Source organism: Streptomyces sp. NPDC058375, from assembly GCF_042723425.1.
In the GTDB taxonomy this organism is placed as follows: Bacteria; Actinomycetota; Actinomycetes; order Streptomycetales; family Streptomycetaceae; genus Streptomyces; species Streptomyces durocortorensis.
On record NZ_JBHXJG010000188.1, the window covers coordinates 1 to 14,760 of the forward strand.

14 protein-coding genes are annotated in these 14,760 nt (G+C 70.6%); 5 read left to right on the forward strand and 9 right to left on the reverse strand.

Annotation, left to right across the window (positions count from 1 at the left end; genetic code table 11):
• Positions 1 to 114: 114 nt before the first annotated feature.
• From ACFWM7_RS25375 to ACFWM7_RS25415, 9 genes are all read right to left on the reverse strand, one after another.
• On the reverse strand, positions 115 to 1,503 hold the full coding sequence (locus ACFWM7_RS25375; RefSeq protein ID WP_383264352.1) for an 8-oxoguanine deaminase: 1,389 nt from the start codon (positions 1,501 to 1,503) through the stop codon (positions 115 to 117).
• 45 nt (positions 1,504 to 1,548) lie between these two features.
• Positions 1,549 to 2,952: a nucleobase:cation symporter-2 family protein gene (locus ACFWM7_RS25380; protein ID WP_383264355.1), complete on the reverse strand. Its 1,404-nt coding sequence runs from the start codon at positions 2,950 to 2,952 to the stop codon at positions 1,549 to 1,551.
• 68 nt (positions 2,953 to 3,020) lie between these two features.
• Positions 3,021 to 3,944, reverse strand: coding sequence for a factor-independent urate hydroxylase (gene pucL / locus ACFWM7_RS25385; RefSeq protein ID WP_383264358.1), 924 nt, complete (start codon positions 3,942 to 3,944; stop codon positions 3,021 to 3,023).
• Between the two features lie 7 nt (positions 3,945 to 3,951).
• The gene (gene uraH / locus ACFWM7_RS25390) at positions 3,952 to 4,341 is read right to left on the reverse strand and encodes a hydroxyisourate hydrolase (RefSeq protein WP_032768082.1); all 390 of its coding nucleotides are present in this window, start codon (positions 4,339 to 4,341) and stop codon (positions 3,952 to 3,954) included.
• Positions 4,342 to 4,361: 20 nt separating this feature from the next.
• Positions 4,362 to 4,898 (reverse strand): 2-oxo-4-hydroxy-4-carboxy-5-ureidoimidazoline decarboxylase, encoded by a 537-nt coding sequence (uraD, locus tag ACFWM7_RS25395; RefSeq protein WP_383264360.1) that lies wholly within the window; start codon positions 4,896 to 4,898, stop codon positions 4,362 to 4,364.
• Between the two features lie 164 nt (positions 4,899 to 5,062).
• Complete coding sequence (locus ACFWM7_RS25400; protein ID WP_217689496.1) at positions 5,063 to 5,383, reverse strand: helix-turn-helix domain-containing protein; 321 nt, start codon at positions 5,381 to 5,383, stop codon at positions 5,063 to 5,065.
• A 116-nt stretch (positions 5,384 to 5,499) separates the two neighbouring features.
• On the reverse strand, positions 5,500 to 5,751 hold the full coding sequence (locus ACFWM7_RS25405; RefSeq protein WP_383264362.1) for a hypothetical protein: 252 nt from the start codon (positions 5,749 to 5,751) through the stop codon (positions 5,500 to 5,502).
• A gap of 109 nt (positions 5,752 to 5,860) precedes the next feature.
• Positions 5,861 to 7,075, reverse strand: a complete 1,215-nt coding sequence (locus ACFWM7_RS25410; RefSeq protein ID WP_383264364.1) for a lactonase family protein — start codon at positions 7,073 to 7,075, stop codon at positions 5,861 to 5,863.
• 123 nt (positions 7,076 to 7,198) lie between these two features.
• Positions 7,199 to 8,038, reverse strand: a complete 840-nt coding sequence (locus ACFWM7_RS25415; RefSeq protein WP_383264366.1) for a GntR family transcriptional regulator — start codon at positions 8,036 to 8,038, stop codon at positions 7,199 to 7,201.
• Positions 8,039 to 8,317: 279 nt separating this feature from the next.
• Between ACFWM7_RS25415 and ACFWM7_RS25420 the strand changes: the two genes are divergently transcribed.
• The 5 genes from ACFWM7_RS25420 (at position 8,318) to ACFWM7_RS25440 (ending at position 14,697) form a co-directional block, all read left to right on the forward strand.
• Positions 8,318 to 9,586 (forward strand): extracellular solute-binding protein, encoded by a 1,269-nt coding sequence (locus tag ACFWM7_RS25420; protein ID WP_383264369.1) that lies wholly within the window; start codon positions 8,318 to 8,320, stop codon positions 9,584 to 9,586.
• Positions 9,587 to 9,663: 77 nt separating this feature from the next.
• Positions 9,664 to 10,647 (forward strand): carbohydrate ABC transporter permease, encoded by a 984-nt coding sequence (locus ACFWM7_RS25425; RefSeq protein WP_383264371.1) that lies wholly within the window; start codon positions 9,664 to 9,666, stop codon positions 10,645 to 10,647.
• The gene (locus ACFWM7_RS25430) at positions 10,644 to 11,489 is read left to right on the forward strand and encodes a carbohydrate ABC transporter permease (RefSeq protein WP_383264373.1); all 846 of its coding nucleotides are present in this window, start codon (positions 10,644 to 10,646) and stop codon (positions 11,487 to 11,489) included. Before ACFWM7_RS25425 ends, ACFWM7_RS25430 begins: the two co-directional genes overlap by 4 nt.
• Before the next feature lie 66 nt (positions 11,490 to 11,555).
• Positions 11,556 to 13,199 (forward strand): beta-N-acetylhexosaminidase, encoded by a 1,644-nt coding sequence (locus tag ACFWM7_RS25435; RefSeq protein ID WP_383264375.1) that lies wholly within the window; start codon positions 11,556 to 11,558, stop codon positions 13,197 to 13,199.
• Between the two features lie 37 nt (positions 13,200 to 13,236).
• Positions 13,237 to 14,697: a cellulose binding domain-containing protein gene (locus tag ACFWM7_RS25440; protein WP_383264377.1), complete on the forward strand. Its 1,461-nt coding sequence runs from the start codon at positions 13,237 to 13,239 to the stop codon at positions 14,695 to 14,697.
• The last annotated feature ends 63 nt before the right edge of the window (positions 14,698 to 14,760 follow it).

Below are 14,760 nucleotides of genomic sequence, written 5' to 3' on the forward strand. Positions count from 1 at the left end.
GCGCACCATGGGGCGCGCGTCCGCCGGACCGGCTGCCGTGGGCCCCGCTCGGGTCCACGGCGGCCGGTCTCGGGCCGTCCCCCTCGACCGGCCGGTCGGGGATACCGCCCGGAGTCAGGCTCCGGCGGCGATCTGCGCGAGGCGGCGGGCCTCGTCGCGGGTGACGCGGGCGATGGCGTCCTCGTCCACCGTGGTGAGGTGGTTGCCCTCGACGACCGGCTTGCCGTCGACGAGGGAGAGGGTCACCGGGGCGGCCGCGCCGAAGATGAGCGCGGTCACCGGGTCGGCGATCGAGGAGTGGGCCAGGGTGTCCAGCTTCCACAGGACGAGGTCGGCGAGCTTGCCGGCCTCCAGGGAGCCGATCTGGTCGGCGCGGCCCAGCACCTGGGCCCCGCCGAAGGTCCCGAGGCGCAGGGCCTGACGGGCGTTCAGGGCGGCCTCGCGGTGGGCGCCGAGGCGGTTGATGAGCAGCGCGTTGCGCAGCTCGGTGTGGAGCTCGCCGGACTCGTTGGAGGCGGTGCCGTCCACGCCGAGGCCGACCGGAACGCCGGCGGCGAGCATGTCGGGGACGCGGGCGATCCCGGCGGCGAGGCGGGCGTTGGAGGACGGGCAGTGGGCGACGCCCGTTCCCGTACGGGCGAAGGCGGCGATGTCCGAGTCGTTCATGTGGACGCAGTGCGCCATCCACACGTCGTCGCCGAGCCAGCCGGTGGACTCGAAGTAGTCGGTCGGGCCCATCCCGAACAGCTCCTTGCAGAACTGCTCCTCCTCGACGGTCTCCGAGCCGTGGGTGTGCAGCCGTACGCCGCGACGGCGGGCCAACTCCGCCCCCTGGCGCATCAGTTCGGTGGAGACCGAGAACGGCGAGCAGGGCGCGACGGCGATCTGCGTCATCGCGTCGAAGGAGGCGTCGTGGTGGGCGTCGATCGTCGCCTCGGTGGCGGCGAGCGCGCCATCCAGCGTCTCGACGGCGAAGTCCGGCGGCAGGCCGCCGTCCTTCTCGCTGCGGTCCATGGAGCCCCGGGCGAGGGTGAACCGTACGCCCATCTCGCGGGCGGCCCCGATGATGGCGCCGGACAGGTCGCCGGAGCCCTTCGGGAAGACGTAGTGGTGGTCCATGGCGGTGGTGACGCCGCCCCGGGCCAGCATGGCGAGCGAGCCCTGCGCGGCGGCGCGGGCCATCGGCTCGTCGATGCGCGCCCAGGTCGGGTAGAGGGCGACCAGCCAGTTGAAGAGGTTGTGGTCGGTGGCCAGGCCCCGGGTGATCCACTGGTAGAAGTGGTGGTGGGTGTTGACCAGGCCGGGGGTCGCGAGGTGCCCGGTGGCGTCGATGCGCCGGACGACTCCGGCGAGGCCCTCCGGTGCCTTGCCGGCGCCGACGGACTCGATGCGGTTGTCCGCCACGACGATGTACCCGGACGCGTACTCCGTGTCGTGGGCGTCGACGGTGGCGATCGAACAGTTCTCGATGATGATGCGCTGAGGGTCTGCCGAAGCTGCCATGGTGCTTCCTTCTTCTCTCTGTGGCGATGTGGGCACGGCAGGACCCTAGGAGGATTTGAGTGCCACAGCGGTGCGGCTGTGGGTGCCGAGATGGTGGAAGAACAGGTTGAGCACGACCGCGACCAGTGCTCCCGCGCTGATCCCGGAGCCGAGGACGGTCTGCGCCCAGGCCGGGAATCCGGCGTAGAAGGTGGGCGCGGCGAGCGGGATGATGCCCGCGCCGAGCGCGACGGCCACCAGGATGATGTTGGAGCTGTCGTCGAGTCCGGCCTCGGAGAGCGTACGGATACCGCTCACGGCGATCGAGCCGAAGAGGACGATGCCGGCGCCGCCGAGTACGGGCATCGGGACGAGCGAGACGACCGCGCCGAGCACCGGGAAGGCGCCGAGGACCAGGAGCGCGCCGCCGGCGGCCGCGACGACGTACCGGCTGCGGACGCGGGTCAGCGAGACGACGCCGACGTTCTGGGCGAATGCGCTGGTGGGGAAGCCGCCGAAGACCGGGCCGAGGAGGGTGGCGATGCCGTCCGTACGGAGACCGCGGGTGATCGTACGGCCGTCCGTGCGGCGGTCGCAGATCTCGCCGAGGGCCAGCATGCCGGCCGAGGACTCCGTCATCAGGACGAGCATGACGATGCAGAGCGAGAGGATGGCGGCGGGCTGGAACTCCGGCGCGCCGAAGGCGAAGGGGGTCGGCAGGGCGGCGAGCGGGGCGGACTTCAGCGCGGAGAAGTCGGCGAGTCCGAACGGGATCGCGGCCAGCGTGCCGACGAACATGCCCATGAGCAGGGCCACTTGCTTGAGGAAGCCGCGGCCGAAGCGCTGGATGAGCAGGATGACGACGAGCGTGAACGCGGCCAGCGCCAGGTACTTCATGGCGCCGAAGTCGGCTGCGGTGGCGTCGCCGCCCTGCGCCCAGGCGACGGGCACGGGCATGAGGGTGACGCCGATGAGGGTGATGACCACGCCGGTGACGAGCGGCGGGAAGAAGCGCAGCAGCCTGCCGAAGAACGGTCCGACCGCGAGGCAGAAGACTCCGGCGACGAGCACCGCCCCGTAGATCGCGGGGAGTTGACGGCCCGGTGCGCTGGTCTCGGCGATGGCGAGCATCGGCGCGATCCCGGCGGAGGAGGCGGCGTTGACGAAGGGGAGCCGGTTGCCGGCGAAGCGGCCGAGGCCGACGGTCTGCAGGATGGTGGCGAGACCGGCGATCAGGAGGCTGGCCGCGATGAGCCGGGTCATCCCGGCGGTGTCCAGGCCCACGGCCTGGCCGATGATCAGCGGAGGGGTGACGACGCCCGCGTACATGGCGGCGATGTGCTGGAGCGCGGCGGGGACGAGCCGCGCGGGAGGAAGCTTCTCGTCGACCGGGTGAACTGCCGTGTCGGCGGCGGTGGTCGGTGAGGTTTTGCACGGGCCTTCTGCCGGCCCCGTTGCAGGCTGTGCCATGGGTGTTCCCTCCGGGATGACCGGCCCCCGCCCGACTGTGGGTGGACGGGGGCCGGTTCAGTGCCGCGTCAGAGGTTGGTCATGTCGACCGGGATCTTCGGCTCGACGCCGTCCCGGAGCACGGTGGCCTCGATCAGACCGTAGGGACGGTCCGCCGCGAAGTAGACCTCGTTGTCGTTCTTGAGGCCGAACGGTTCGAGGTCCACCAGGAAGTGGTGGTTGTTCGGCAGCGAGAAGCGGATCTCGTCGATCTCGCTGCGGCTGTTGATGATGCGCGAACCCATCTGGTACAGGGTCTGCTGGAGCGAGAGGGAGTACGTCTCGGCGAAGGCCTGGAGCATGTGCTTGCGCGCCTGCTCGTAGGACTTCTCCCAGTTCGGCATGCGCTGCTCGTCGCTGGTCCAGTTGTAGCGCCAGCGTGCCGAGACGTCCGTCGCCAGGATGCGGTCGTACGCCTCCTTCAGCGTCGTGTACTTGTCCTTGACGTAGCCCCAGAACTCGGAGTTGGTCGAGTTCATCACGGTGAGGTCCTTGAGACCCGAGATGACCTCCCAGTTCTCACCGTCGTAGGTGATCTGGGAGACGCGGGTCTCCATGCCCTTGCGGGCGAAGGAGTGCTTCACCTCGTCGGCGCCGATGAACTTGGAGTTGCCGTCGGAGGTCGCGATGCGCTCCCAGGTGTACTCCTCGATCCGGATCCGGGCGCGGTGGATCGGCTCCTGCGAGGAGACGAAGTGCCGGGCGAGGTGGATGCCGAACTGCTCGGCGGACTCGATCCCGTGCTCCTTGGCGAACGCGTACACCGTGTTCTTGGTGGTGTCGGTCGGCAGGACGTTGGCGTTGGAGCCGGAGTAGTGCACATCGTCCATGTCGCCGGAGAGGGCGACCGAGACGTTCAGGTCCTTGATGTGGTGGGTGTCGCCGTCCCGCGTGATCTTGACGACGCGGTTCTCTGCTTTGCCGTACTGGTTCTGGCCGAGAATCGTGGGCATGTCGGTGCTAGCTCCCTCGGTAAACGGAGTAGCCGAACGGGTTGAGCAGCAGCGGTACGTGATAGTGCTCGCCCGGGACGACCGCGAACGCGATCGTCACCTCCGGGAAGAACGCGCCGCTGTCCCTTACGCGGGGGGCGTCCTGCTGCGCCTCGGCTTGCTTCTTGGAAAAGTACGTCTCGGTGTCGAATTCGAGACGGACATGGGTGGTGCCTTCCGGCAGCGCCGGCAGGTCCTTGCAGCGCCCGTCCGCATCGGTCGCGGAGGCTCCGAGCGTCACGTACGGCGCGTCGCTTCCGCTGCGGGCGGCGAGCGAGACGGCGACGGACGCGGCGGGGCGGCCGATGCTGGTGTCCAGGATGTGCGTGGACACCGATGCGGTCGTGTCGGTACTCAAGACCGTCACTCTCCTAGATCTCAAGAGTCCTGTGCGGGAGCGCCCTCTGCGAGGGTCTCCGTCACGAGACGGGTCAGCCGGATGCGGTTGATCTTGCCCAGTTCGGTGCGCACGATCTCCTGCTCCTGCTCGGGCGAGTTCCCGATCCGGGACTTCACCGCGTCGCGCATCTGCTCACCGGTGGCGCCGGTGGCGCAGATCAGGAAGACATGTCCGAACCGCTCCTGGTAGGCCAGGTTCAGTTCGAGCATCTCGGTCTTGAGCTCCTCGGAGGCGCCGGCCATCCCCCGCTGCTCGCGGGAGGAGGTCGGGTCGCCGGGCTTCGGGCGGCCGATCGGCGGGTGGCCCGCCATCGCGTCGGCCAGGTCCGCCGCGGTGAGCTGCGCCGTGGCGGCGTCGCTCGCGGTGAGCAGGGCTTCTTCGGTGGCGTACGGACGCCCGGCGAGGATGCTGTTTCCCCAGGTCGCACTGGCACACACCTCGTGCAGTGCGGGGGTGGCCTCGCCGTCCGCCAGGGTGTTGAACCGGGTGAGGCCCGGTGTGGAGCTCGAAGTCACGGGAGCCTCCGTGGCTGTTTTTCGCTGTGCGTTGTTCGGGCTGCGGATAGCTAACGCCCTCCGCAACACGACGTCAACACTTTGTTGAAATCTCGCGAACGAAGAAAGCCGCCGTCCCGGCATGCGGACGGCGGCTTTCCTGTGCGTTCGGCGGGTTCGGCCAACTACTCACCCTTGGCCGTATGTTCCCGGTTCAGGTAGTTGTACACCGTGAATCGGGATACGCCCAGGGCTCCGGCCACCGTCTCCACGCCATGTCGCACCGAGAAGGCACCGCGTGCCTCCAGGGTCCGGACGACGCTCTGCTTGGCCTTACGGTCCAGGTCGGCGAGCGGCATCCCGTGCCGCCGCTCCATCGCGGCGAGGATGTGGTCCAGCGAGTCGGAGAGCTGGGGCAGGCGTACGGCTATGACGTCCTGGCCCTCCCAGGCGAGCACCACGTCGTCCGGCTGGGCCTGCTCGGGGCCCAGCAACTCGGCGCCCATCGCGTCGACGAGCGGCTTGACGGCCGAGACGAGGGGGTGATCGACCGTTGCCGAAGGGTTATCCACCGTCGCCGGGGAACTGTCGACCGCGGCCGGGGGGCGGTCGGCCGATGCGGTCATGACGCGTCCCCCTCGATCACGTTCACCTGGAGGGAGACCCGGGTGGCACCGGAGGCCAAGGCCTGCCGCAGCAGGGAATCCACGGCGGTGAGCACCTCGTCCGCGCCCCCTTCCGCAGTGTTGCCGAAGGGGCCGACGTCGACGGCGTCCAGCTCGGCGCCCTGGATCACCTCCCGGGCCACCACCGCGTGGGTGGGCGCCTCGTCGAGATCGAAGGGCTCGGTGGTGAATTCCACCCTCAAGCGCACTGTGCCTCCCTGATGTCCTCGCCGCGGGTGCGGGCGCGCGGCTCGGCCACGACTGTAACCGCTGTACGGGGCCCCGCCCCGGTGTGCGCGGGGCCCCGTACGGCGGCGGTCACGGGAGCGGCAGGACGCAGACCGCGACCGGCGCCGGGAAGGGCTCACCGGCAGCGGTCAGGGAGCCGTCCGGGCCGATGCCGAAGACGGTGACGGTGGAGGAGCGCTGGTTGGCGGCGAAGAGCAGCGAGCTGTCGGGGGACAGGGCGAGCTGGCGGGGCCAGTCGCCGCCCACGGGCACGGTGTCCAGCAGCCGCAGGGCCGCCCCGTCGTCCTCGACGGCGTAACGGGTGAGGCTGTTGTGGCCCCGGTTGGCGAGGTAGACGTACGCCCCGTCGCCGGTGACCACCGGCTGGGACGGGTAGCTGGTGCCGGATCCCGTCCCGGTGGACTGCCCGGGCCCCGGGGTGAGGGCCCCGGTGTCGGGGTCGTACGCGCAGACGACCAGGGTGTCGTCCAGCTCGCAGGCCAGGTAGGCGAAGCGCCCGCCGGGGTGGAAGGCCAGGTGGCGCGGGCCGGAGCCGGGGGCCAGGGCGGCGCGGGAGACTTCCGTGAGCGTCCCGGCCGACTCGTCGAGCGCGTACGTGTACACGGTGTCGGTGCCCAGATCGACGGCGAGGACGTGGCCGCCGTCGGGCGAGGTGACGATCTGGTGGGCGTGCGGTCCGCCCTGGCCGGGTCCGGGCGGCGGTGAGCTGTGGGTGACCAGGTCGGTGCGCTCCCCCAGCGAGCCGTCCTCCGCGACCGGGTGCACGGCGACGCTGCCGGAGCCGTAGTTCGTGCTCAGCAGCCAGCGTCCGGAGGGGTGCACGGAGAGGTGGGTGGTCCCGGAGCCGCCGGTGGGACGGCTGCCCAGCACTTCGTACGTCCCGTCCGGCGCGATTCTCACGGCGGTGACGGCCCCCGCCTCCTGCTCGGCGACCGCGTAGACGGTGGTGCCGGAGGGGTGGAGGGCCAGGTAGGAGGGGTTCTCGACGCCGGTGATCACGGGGCCCGAGGTGATCGCGCCGGTGCCGGTGTCGTACGCGGCGGTGCCGATGCCGATGCCGCCGCCCGCGTCGGAGGTGTACGTGCCGAGCAGTAGCGGGCGGGTGGCGCGGGGGGCGGCGGGCGCGGGGGCCGGGCGGGCGGCGGCGTGGGCGGGCGCGGCGAGGGCGGGTCCTGCGGCCGCCAGGGCGGCGGTGGCCAGCAGGCCGCCGAGGAAGCCGCGACGGCCCGGGAGGGCGGGAGCGGGGCGGTCGAGGTCGGAGCGCGGGTGGGGGGACGGCTTCATGCGAAACACCTCGGGTGGGGTCGGCTGCTTCGGATGCGTCCGCCACCCTGGCCCGTCGACGCCCGCCCGGCAAGAGGTGCAACAAGAGTTGCATGCTCCGCAACGCCCGGAGGTGGCAGCGGATCAGTCGCCCGCCTGGATGTCCCCCCTGGTCGAGGAGGCGATGGCGTCGCCGTGCGCGAAGTCGCCGGGCGGGATGCCCGGGTGGTGCCCCTCCCGGTCGGGGGCGACCTCCGCCGCCGGGCCGAGGGCGAGCCGGGAAACGATCCGGTAGCGGTCGCCCCGGTAGAGCGAGTGGACGTACTCCACCGGCCGGCCCGTGGTGTCCGAGGTCAGCCGCTCGAAGAGCAGCGCCGGGGACAGCTCCGGAACGTCGAGCAGCCCCGCCTCGGCGCGGGTGACGACGGTGGGCTCGATCGCCTGTACCGCCTCGTGGACGTGCACACCGTGGGTGGCGCGCAGATGCTCGTACAGGTCGCCGCTCTCCAGCTCCTGCGCGCTGAGCCCCGGCACCAGCTCCGCCCGGATGTGCAGGTGCTCGATGGCCATCGGCGCCCCGTCGACCAGCCGCAGCCGTGCCACGTAGACGATCTCGGCGGCGGGCGACATGCGCAGCTTGCGGCCGACCCGGGCCCCCGCCTGGAGGGTGGTGAACTCCAGCAGCCGGCTCGACCAGGCGCCCGCCGCCTGCGGCACGCTCAGCGCGCGGTCCCCGGCGACCAGCTCCTGGGTGATCTTGGCGGGGGCGACGAACATGCCCCGGCCGTGCTCGCGCACCAGGAGCCCGGCGGCGACCAGTTCGTCGACCGCCGCGCGCACGGTGGGCCGCGACACGCCGAGCCGGGCGCACAGCGCGCGCTCCGAGGGGATGGCGTCCCCGGGGCTGCGCGACTCGATCAGCTCCAGTACGGCATCCCTGGTGCGCTCCCGTTTGAGCACCGTCCCCGGCACGTCCCCACCCATGCTCTCCCCTCCCGACGACTGGTTTTTTTTACCAGTTGACCACCTCGATGCCCCAACTGGCCTGCTGGTCAGGCGAAGTGTAACGCCCACCACGGCCGGATCGGTCGTTCACGTTACGCCTAGATCACCAATTGCCCTTTGTACGCAGGGGGTTGACGGTCCCATTGGTCTATGCCACCTTCATCCACCACCGACAGGCAAGCTGTCCAGTGAGCTCCACTGGTCAGGTGGTCAGGCCTCGTCAGGTCCGTCCCATCCGTATCGCTTCCGAGGTGAACCGTGAAGTACCGCTTGCTCGCCGGTGGGTCCGTGCTCGTCCTGACCGCCGCGCTCAGTGCCTGTAGTTCGTCGTCCGGGTCCGACTCCGGGAACGGGGACGGCCGGACGACGGTGGATGTCTGGCTGATGCGCGACAGCGTCTCGGCGCAGTTCCAGAAGGAGTTCACCGCGGACTTCGAGAAGCGCCACCCGTCGATCGACGTGAAGATCCAGATCCAGGAGTGGGACGGGATCGGCCAGAAGATCACCGCCGCCCTGGCCAGCAACGACGCCCCGGACGTCATCGAGGCGGGCAACACCCAGGTGGCGCAGTTCGCGGAGAGCGGCGGGCTGCTCGACCTCAGCGACCGCAAGGCCGAGCTGAACGGTGAGGACTGGCTGAGCGGTCTGGCCGAGCCGGGATCGTACGAGGGCAAGCAGTACGGGATCCCCTACTACGCGGCGAACCGGGTGGTCATCTACCGCACCGACCTCTTCGAGAAGGCGGGCGTCGACGCGGCGGAGATCAAGACGCGCGAGCAGTGGACCGACGCTACCAAGGAACTCAACAAGGGTGGCACGCAGGGCATCTACCTGCCGGGGCAGATGTGGTACGCGCTGGCCGGCTTCATCTGGGACGAGGGCGGCGACCTTGCAGCCGAGTCCGGCGGTGAGTGGTCCGGCGCGCTGGACACCCCCGAGGCGCTGCGCGGCATGGAGTTCTACGAGCAGCTCCAGGCGCTCGGCAAGGGCCCCAAGGACTCCGACGAGGACGACCCGCCGCAGGCCGAGGTGATGGCCCAGGGGAAGGTGGCCCAGGTCATCTCCACGCCGGGCGGGGCCAAGGTCATCGAGGAGAACAACCCCGAACTCAAGGGCAAGCTCGCCTTCTTCCCCATCCCGGGCAAGACGGCGGACACCCCGGGTGCGGTCTTCACCGGCGGCTCCGACCTCGTCGTGCCGGCCGCCGCGGCCCATCCCGACGAGGCGGTCACCTTCATCAAGGAGCTGACCGGGGACACCTGGCAGAAGAAGCTCGCCGTCGCCATGAGCTATGTGCCGAACCGGACCACCCTGGCCTCCGCCGTGGCCGACGACCCGGGGGCCGCCGCGATGGCGGTCGGCGCGGCCAACGGGCACGCCACCCCCAACACCCCGGGCTGGGCGGCGGTCGAGGCGGAGAACCCGATCAAGGACTACATGACGGCCGTGCTCACCGGCGGCGATCCGGCGAAGGAGGCGGCGAAGGCCTCGCAGGACATCACCCGGGCCATGAACACCGGTTCCTGACCCGTCCGTCCCGTCCGGTTCCATTCCATTCCATTCCGTTCCGTTCCGTTCCGAGAACAGCAGGAAGGAGGCGTGCCGTGCCGGTCGTCGACCAACGGACCGCACCCCGCACACCCCGGCGACGCCCGGCCCCGCGCCTCGCCGTACGCAAGGACCCGTCCCCGCGGGGGAGGGCCCACGGCCTCTGGCCGTACGCACTCATCGCCCCGGCCGTCGGCGGCATGCTCTATCTGCTGGTCTACCCGCTGGTGCGGGCCGTCCTGATCTCGTTCCAGGACTTCCGGCTGCGCCAACTCATCGCCGGTGAAGCGGAGTTCGTCGGGCTGCGCAACTACCGGGAGCTGCTGACGGACCCCCGGTTCTGGGAGGTGGTCCGCCGCACCTTCCTGTTCATGGCGATCAACGTCGTCCTGATCATGGTCATCGCCACCCTGGTCGCCCTGATGGTGGAGCGGCTGGGCCGGATCGGGCGAACGGTGGTGCTGTGCTCGCTGGTGCTGGCGTGGGCGATGCCGGTGGTGGCGGCGACCACGGTGTTCCAGTGGCTGTTCCACTCGGAGTTCGGCATCGTCAACTGGTCACTGACCTCGCTCGGTTTCGCCTCCTTCGAGCGCTATCCGTGGTTCGCCGACGGGACGGCTGCCTTCGCCATCCTGGTGACGCTGATCGTCTGGCAATCGGTGCCGTTCGCCGCGATCACCTTGTACTCCGCGCTGACCACGGTGCCGCTGGAGCTGTACGAGTCGGCGCGGCTGGACGGGGCCGGCGCGGGTCGGATCTTCCGCTCGGTCACCTTCCCGATGCTGCGGCCGATCTTTCTGCTGGTCCTCTCGCTGGAGGTGATCTGGACGTTCAAGGCGTTCGTCCAGATCTGGGTGATGACCCGGGGCGGGCCGGGCGACGCGACGACGATCCTGCCGGTCTACGCGGTCCAGACGGCACTCTCAGGTCAGCGGTACGACCTCGGCTCCGCCGCCTCGATGGTCACTGTGGTCCTGATGTCCGGAGTACTCGTCCTCTACTTCCGCCAGATGCTCCGCCAGGAGGACGAGACCCGATGAACACCCGCACAGCACGCCCGCGCCTTCGCCGACTTCCACTGAACATCGCCGCCGCCGTGACCGTCGTGATCTGCCTCTTCCCCGTGTACTGGATGATCTCCACGGCCTTCAAGCCGTCCAAGGACATCCAGTCCGCCGATCCGCAGCTCTTCCCGCACACCTGGACCCTCGACCACTTCCAACGGGCCGTGGAGGCGGACGGGTTCGCCCTGTTCTGGCGCAACAGCATCCTGGTCACGCTCGGGGCCGTCCTGCTGGCGCTGCTGGTGGCGCTGGGCGCGGCGTTCGCGGTTGCCCGGATGAGGTGGAAGGGGCGACGGCAGTTCATGCTGATGATCTTCATCGCGCAGATGGCGCCCTGGGAGTCACTGATCATCCCGGTCTACATCATCTCGCGGGACACGAACATGCTCGACCGGCTGCCGACGCTGACGCTGATCTACTTCATGATCACGCTGCCGTTCACCGTCGTGGTGCTGCGCGGCTTCATCGGGACGATCCCGCCGGAGCTGGAGGAGGCCGCGCAGGTCGACGGCTGCACCCGGACCGGGGCGTTCTGGCGGGTGGCGATGCCGTTGCTGGCGCCGGGGCTGATGGCGACCTCGCTGTTCGGCTTCATCACCGCCTGGAACGAGTTCGCCTATGCCAACTTCCTGATCATCAAGCAGCAGGACAACCGGACGCTGCCGGTCTGGCTGTCGTCCTTCCAGAACACCTTCGGCACCGACTGGGGCGCCACGATGGCCGCCTCCACCCTCTTCGCGCTGCCCGCCCTGGTGATCTTCCTGCTGCTCCAGCGCCATGTCACGTCCGGCTTCGCCGCCGGCGCCGTCAAGGGCTGAGCAGCGAAGAACGCCCTGCCGCCACCGATGCCACCCGCTGCCCGCGAACCGACCCCGGAGGCCCCTGTGCCCGCATCGCGCCCCGCCCTCTGTCTCCTCCCCCGCCCCAGCAAGGTCTCCTCGCTGGGCGGCATGCTCACCCTCGACCGGGACACGGCCGTCCGGGCGCTGCCGGGGTCGGAGCCGGCGGCGGACCTGCTGCGCTCCCTGGTCGGCCGCCCTTCCGGGCTCCCCCTCGCCCCGTCGCCGGACGGCAGGATCGTGCTCGCCCTGGACGACCGGCTCGGCGGCCTCGGCGAGGAGGGGTACGGGCTGACGGTCTCCCCGCAGGCGCTCCAGTTGCGCGCCGCCCACCTCACGGGGCTGCTCCGGGGCGTCCAGACGATCCGCCAACTCCTGCCCGTCGAGGCCCTGTCGGGCGGGGCGGCGGCCACCGGCTCCTGGGAACTGCCCTGCGTCGAGATCACCGACGTGCCGGACCGGCCGTGGCGCGGGGCGATGCTGGACGTGGCGCGGCGCTTCCAGCCGATCGGCTTCGTACGCCGGTACGTGGACCTGATGGCGCTGCACAAGCTGAACGTCCTGCACCTCCACCTCACCGACGACCAGGGCTGGCGGATGCCGGTGGACGCCTACCCCCGGCTGGTCTCGGTCGGCTCCCGGCGGGCGAGGTCACAGAAGGGCCCGACCGGTCCGGACGGAGCGCATTTCGACGCGGTGCCACACGAAGGGCACTACTCCAAGGCGGAGTTGAGGGGTCTGGTGCGGTACGCGGCGGAGCGCGGGATCACCGTCGTACCGGAGATCGAGATGCCCGGCCATGTGCGGGCCGCGCTCGCCGCCTACCCGGAGCTGGGCAACCACCCGGGGCGGCAGCTGGACGTGTGGACCCGCTGGGGGGTGTGCGACACGATCCTCGGCGTGCACGAGGAGGTCTTCGCCTTCTGCCGGGCCGTGCTGGACGAGGTGATGGACGTCTTCCCGTCGCCGTACATCCACATCGGGGGCGAGGAGTGCCCGACCACCGAGTGGGAGGACAGCCCGGCCGCCCGGGAGCGCGCGGCGTCCCTCGGGCTCGCGGGCCCGGCAGAGCTGCACGGCTGGTTCATGGGCCGGGTCGGGGCGTTCCTGGTGGAGCGCGGCCGGATCCCGCTCGGCTGGGTCGAGAACGGTGCCGAACTCCCCCCGGAGTTCACCGTGATGACCTGGCGCGACGCCACGCACGCCCGGGCCGCCGCCCGCCGCGGCCATCAGGTGATCGCCGCGCACCACCGGGCGACCTATCTCGACTACGCCCAGTCCACGGACCCGTCCGAGCCGGTCGCCCAGCCCGGGGCGCCGGTTCCCCTGCACACGGTCCACGGCTACGAACCGGCCCCGCAGGACTGGCCGGAGGCGGAGCGGGCCCGGGTGCTCGGGACGCAGGCCCAGCTGTGGACCGAGTACGCCCGTACCTCCGAGGAGATCGAGTACCTCAGCTTCCCCCGGCTCTGTGCGCTGGCCGACCGTTCCTGGTCCGGCGGGCGCGGCGACTGGCCGGGGTTCGTCGAGCGGCTGCGCCACCACACCGCCCGACTGGACGCCCTGGGCGTCCGCTACCGCCCACTGGACGCGCACTCGCTCGCGCCCACCACCAGCAGCACCACCACTTCCGCCACCCCAACCCCGTCCCCGTCCCCGTCCGCAGGAACAGCGCGACTCCACCCGTAACCCGTCCCCCACCACCGTTCCGGAGAGGAACACGCCTGTGAACACGCCTGTGAACACACCACCCACCCACCGCCGCCGGAGCAGGCTGCGCACCGCCGCCGCCTCGGCCGCCGCCGTGGCCCTGGCCGCCACCGGTCTCGCCGCGTGGCCGTCCTCGGCCTCCGCAGCGGCGGACGGGATCGTCGTCCAGTACCGGACGAGCGCGTCCGGTGCGAGCGCCGACCAGAGCGAGCCGTGGCTGAAGGTCCGTAACGCCGGCTCCACCTCCGTCCCGCTGAGCAGCGTCAAGGTGCGCTACTACTTCAAGGCCGACTCGGCGTCCGCCGCCTACCGGTTCGCCTGTTCCTGGGCGGTGAAGGGGTGCGCGAACATCACCGGTACGTTCGGGACGCTCGCCGACCCGACCGCCACCGCCGACCGCTATCTGGAGATCGGCTTCACCGCCGGGGCGGGCTCGCTCGCCCCGGGCGCGGACACGGGCGATATGCAACTCCGTTTCCACCAGGCGTCCTGGGCCTCGCTCGTGCAGTCCGACGACTACTCCTTCGGCGCGGACCGGACCGCGTACGGCGACTGGTCCAAGGTGACGGCCCATGTCTCGGGCGCGACAGTGTGGGGCGAGGCTCCCGGCGGCAACGGCCCGACCGATCCGCCGGACCCGACTGACCCGCCCACCGACCCGCCGGGGGACGCGCCGACGCTGTTCGACGACTTCGACTACAGCTCCCACACCGACCCGAAGATCAACGCGAACGGCTGGAGCGTACGGTCCAACTCCGGCGGTCCGGGGGTGCCGGGCGCGACCTGGGCCCCGGAGAACATCACCTTCGCCGACCAGAGCGGGAACTCGGTGATGAACCTGGAGACCTCGACGGCCGGCACGGGCGCTTCGACGAAGCACACCGAGATCCTGACGCAGTCGATGAAGTTCAAGAACGGGACGTACGCGTCCCGGGTGAAGTTCAGCGACGCGCCGCGCTCGGGCCCGGACGGCGACCGGATCGTGCAGACGTTCTTCACCATCAACGACCTCAAGGCGCCGATGGCGGACGACTACGCGGAGTACGACTTCGAGTATCTGCCGAACGGCGGCTGGGGCGAGCCGGCGAACATCCTCTACACCACGTCCTGGGAGACCTACCGGCCCGACCCGTGGGAGGCGGTCAACGCGCACAGCGAGGTCCGGGCGTCGTACGCGGGCTGGCACGACCTGGTGGTGACGATCGACGACAACCAGATCACGTACTACGTCGACGGCCAGCACTTCGGGACGCACGGGGCGGCGTATCTGCCCGAGCGGCCTATGTCGATCAACTTCAACCAGTGGCTGATCGACCTGCAGGGCCAGCCGAGCACGACGCCCCGCGCCTACGACCAGCAGGTGGACTACGTCCTGCATGTGAAGGACCAGGTGCTCACCCCCTCGCAGGTGAACGCGATGGTCGGGGCGTACCGCAGTGCGGGGACGAGCTTCGAGGACACGGTTCCGGCGGGATAGCGGTCCGCGCCGGAGCGGCGCGTACGGCGTGAAAAGCAGGGCGGGGGGGGGGTCGACGGCGCA

What these genes read in the sequence shown, in the direction of transcription:
- ACFWM7_RS25400 (WP_217689496.1), bottom strand. Translation starts at nt 5,383, where the DNA reads ATGGGCGCCGAGTTGCTGGGCCCCGAGCAGGCCCAGCCGGACGACGTG.
- ACFWM7_RS25410 (WP_383264364.1), bottom strand. Translation starts at nt 7,075, where the DNA reads ATGAAGCCGTCCCCCCACCCGCGCTCCGACCTCGACCGCCCCGCTCCC.
- ACFWM7_RS25380 (WP_383264355.1), bottom strand. Translation starts at nt 2,952, where the DNA reads ATGGCACAGCCTGCAACGGGGCCGGCAGAAGGCCCGTGCAAAACCTCA.
- pucL (WP_383264358.1), bottom strand. Translation starts at nt 3,944, where the DNA reads ATGCCCACGATTCTCGGCCAGAACCAGTACGGCAAAGCAGAGAACCGC.
- ACFWM7_RS25375 (WP_383264352.1), bottom strand. Translation starts at nt 1,503, where the DNA reads ATGGCAGCTTCGGCAGACCCTCAGCGCATCATCATCGAGAACTGTTCG.
- ACFWM7_RS25430 (WP_383264373.1), top strand. Translation starts at nt 10,644, where the DNA reads ATGAACACCCGCACAGCACGCCCGCGCCTTCGCCGACTTCCACTGAAC.
- ACFWM7_RS25415 (WP_383264366.1), bottom strand. Translation starts at nt 8,038, where the DNA reads ATGGGTGGGGACGTGCCGGGGACGGTGCTCAAACGGGAGCGCACCAGG.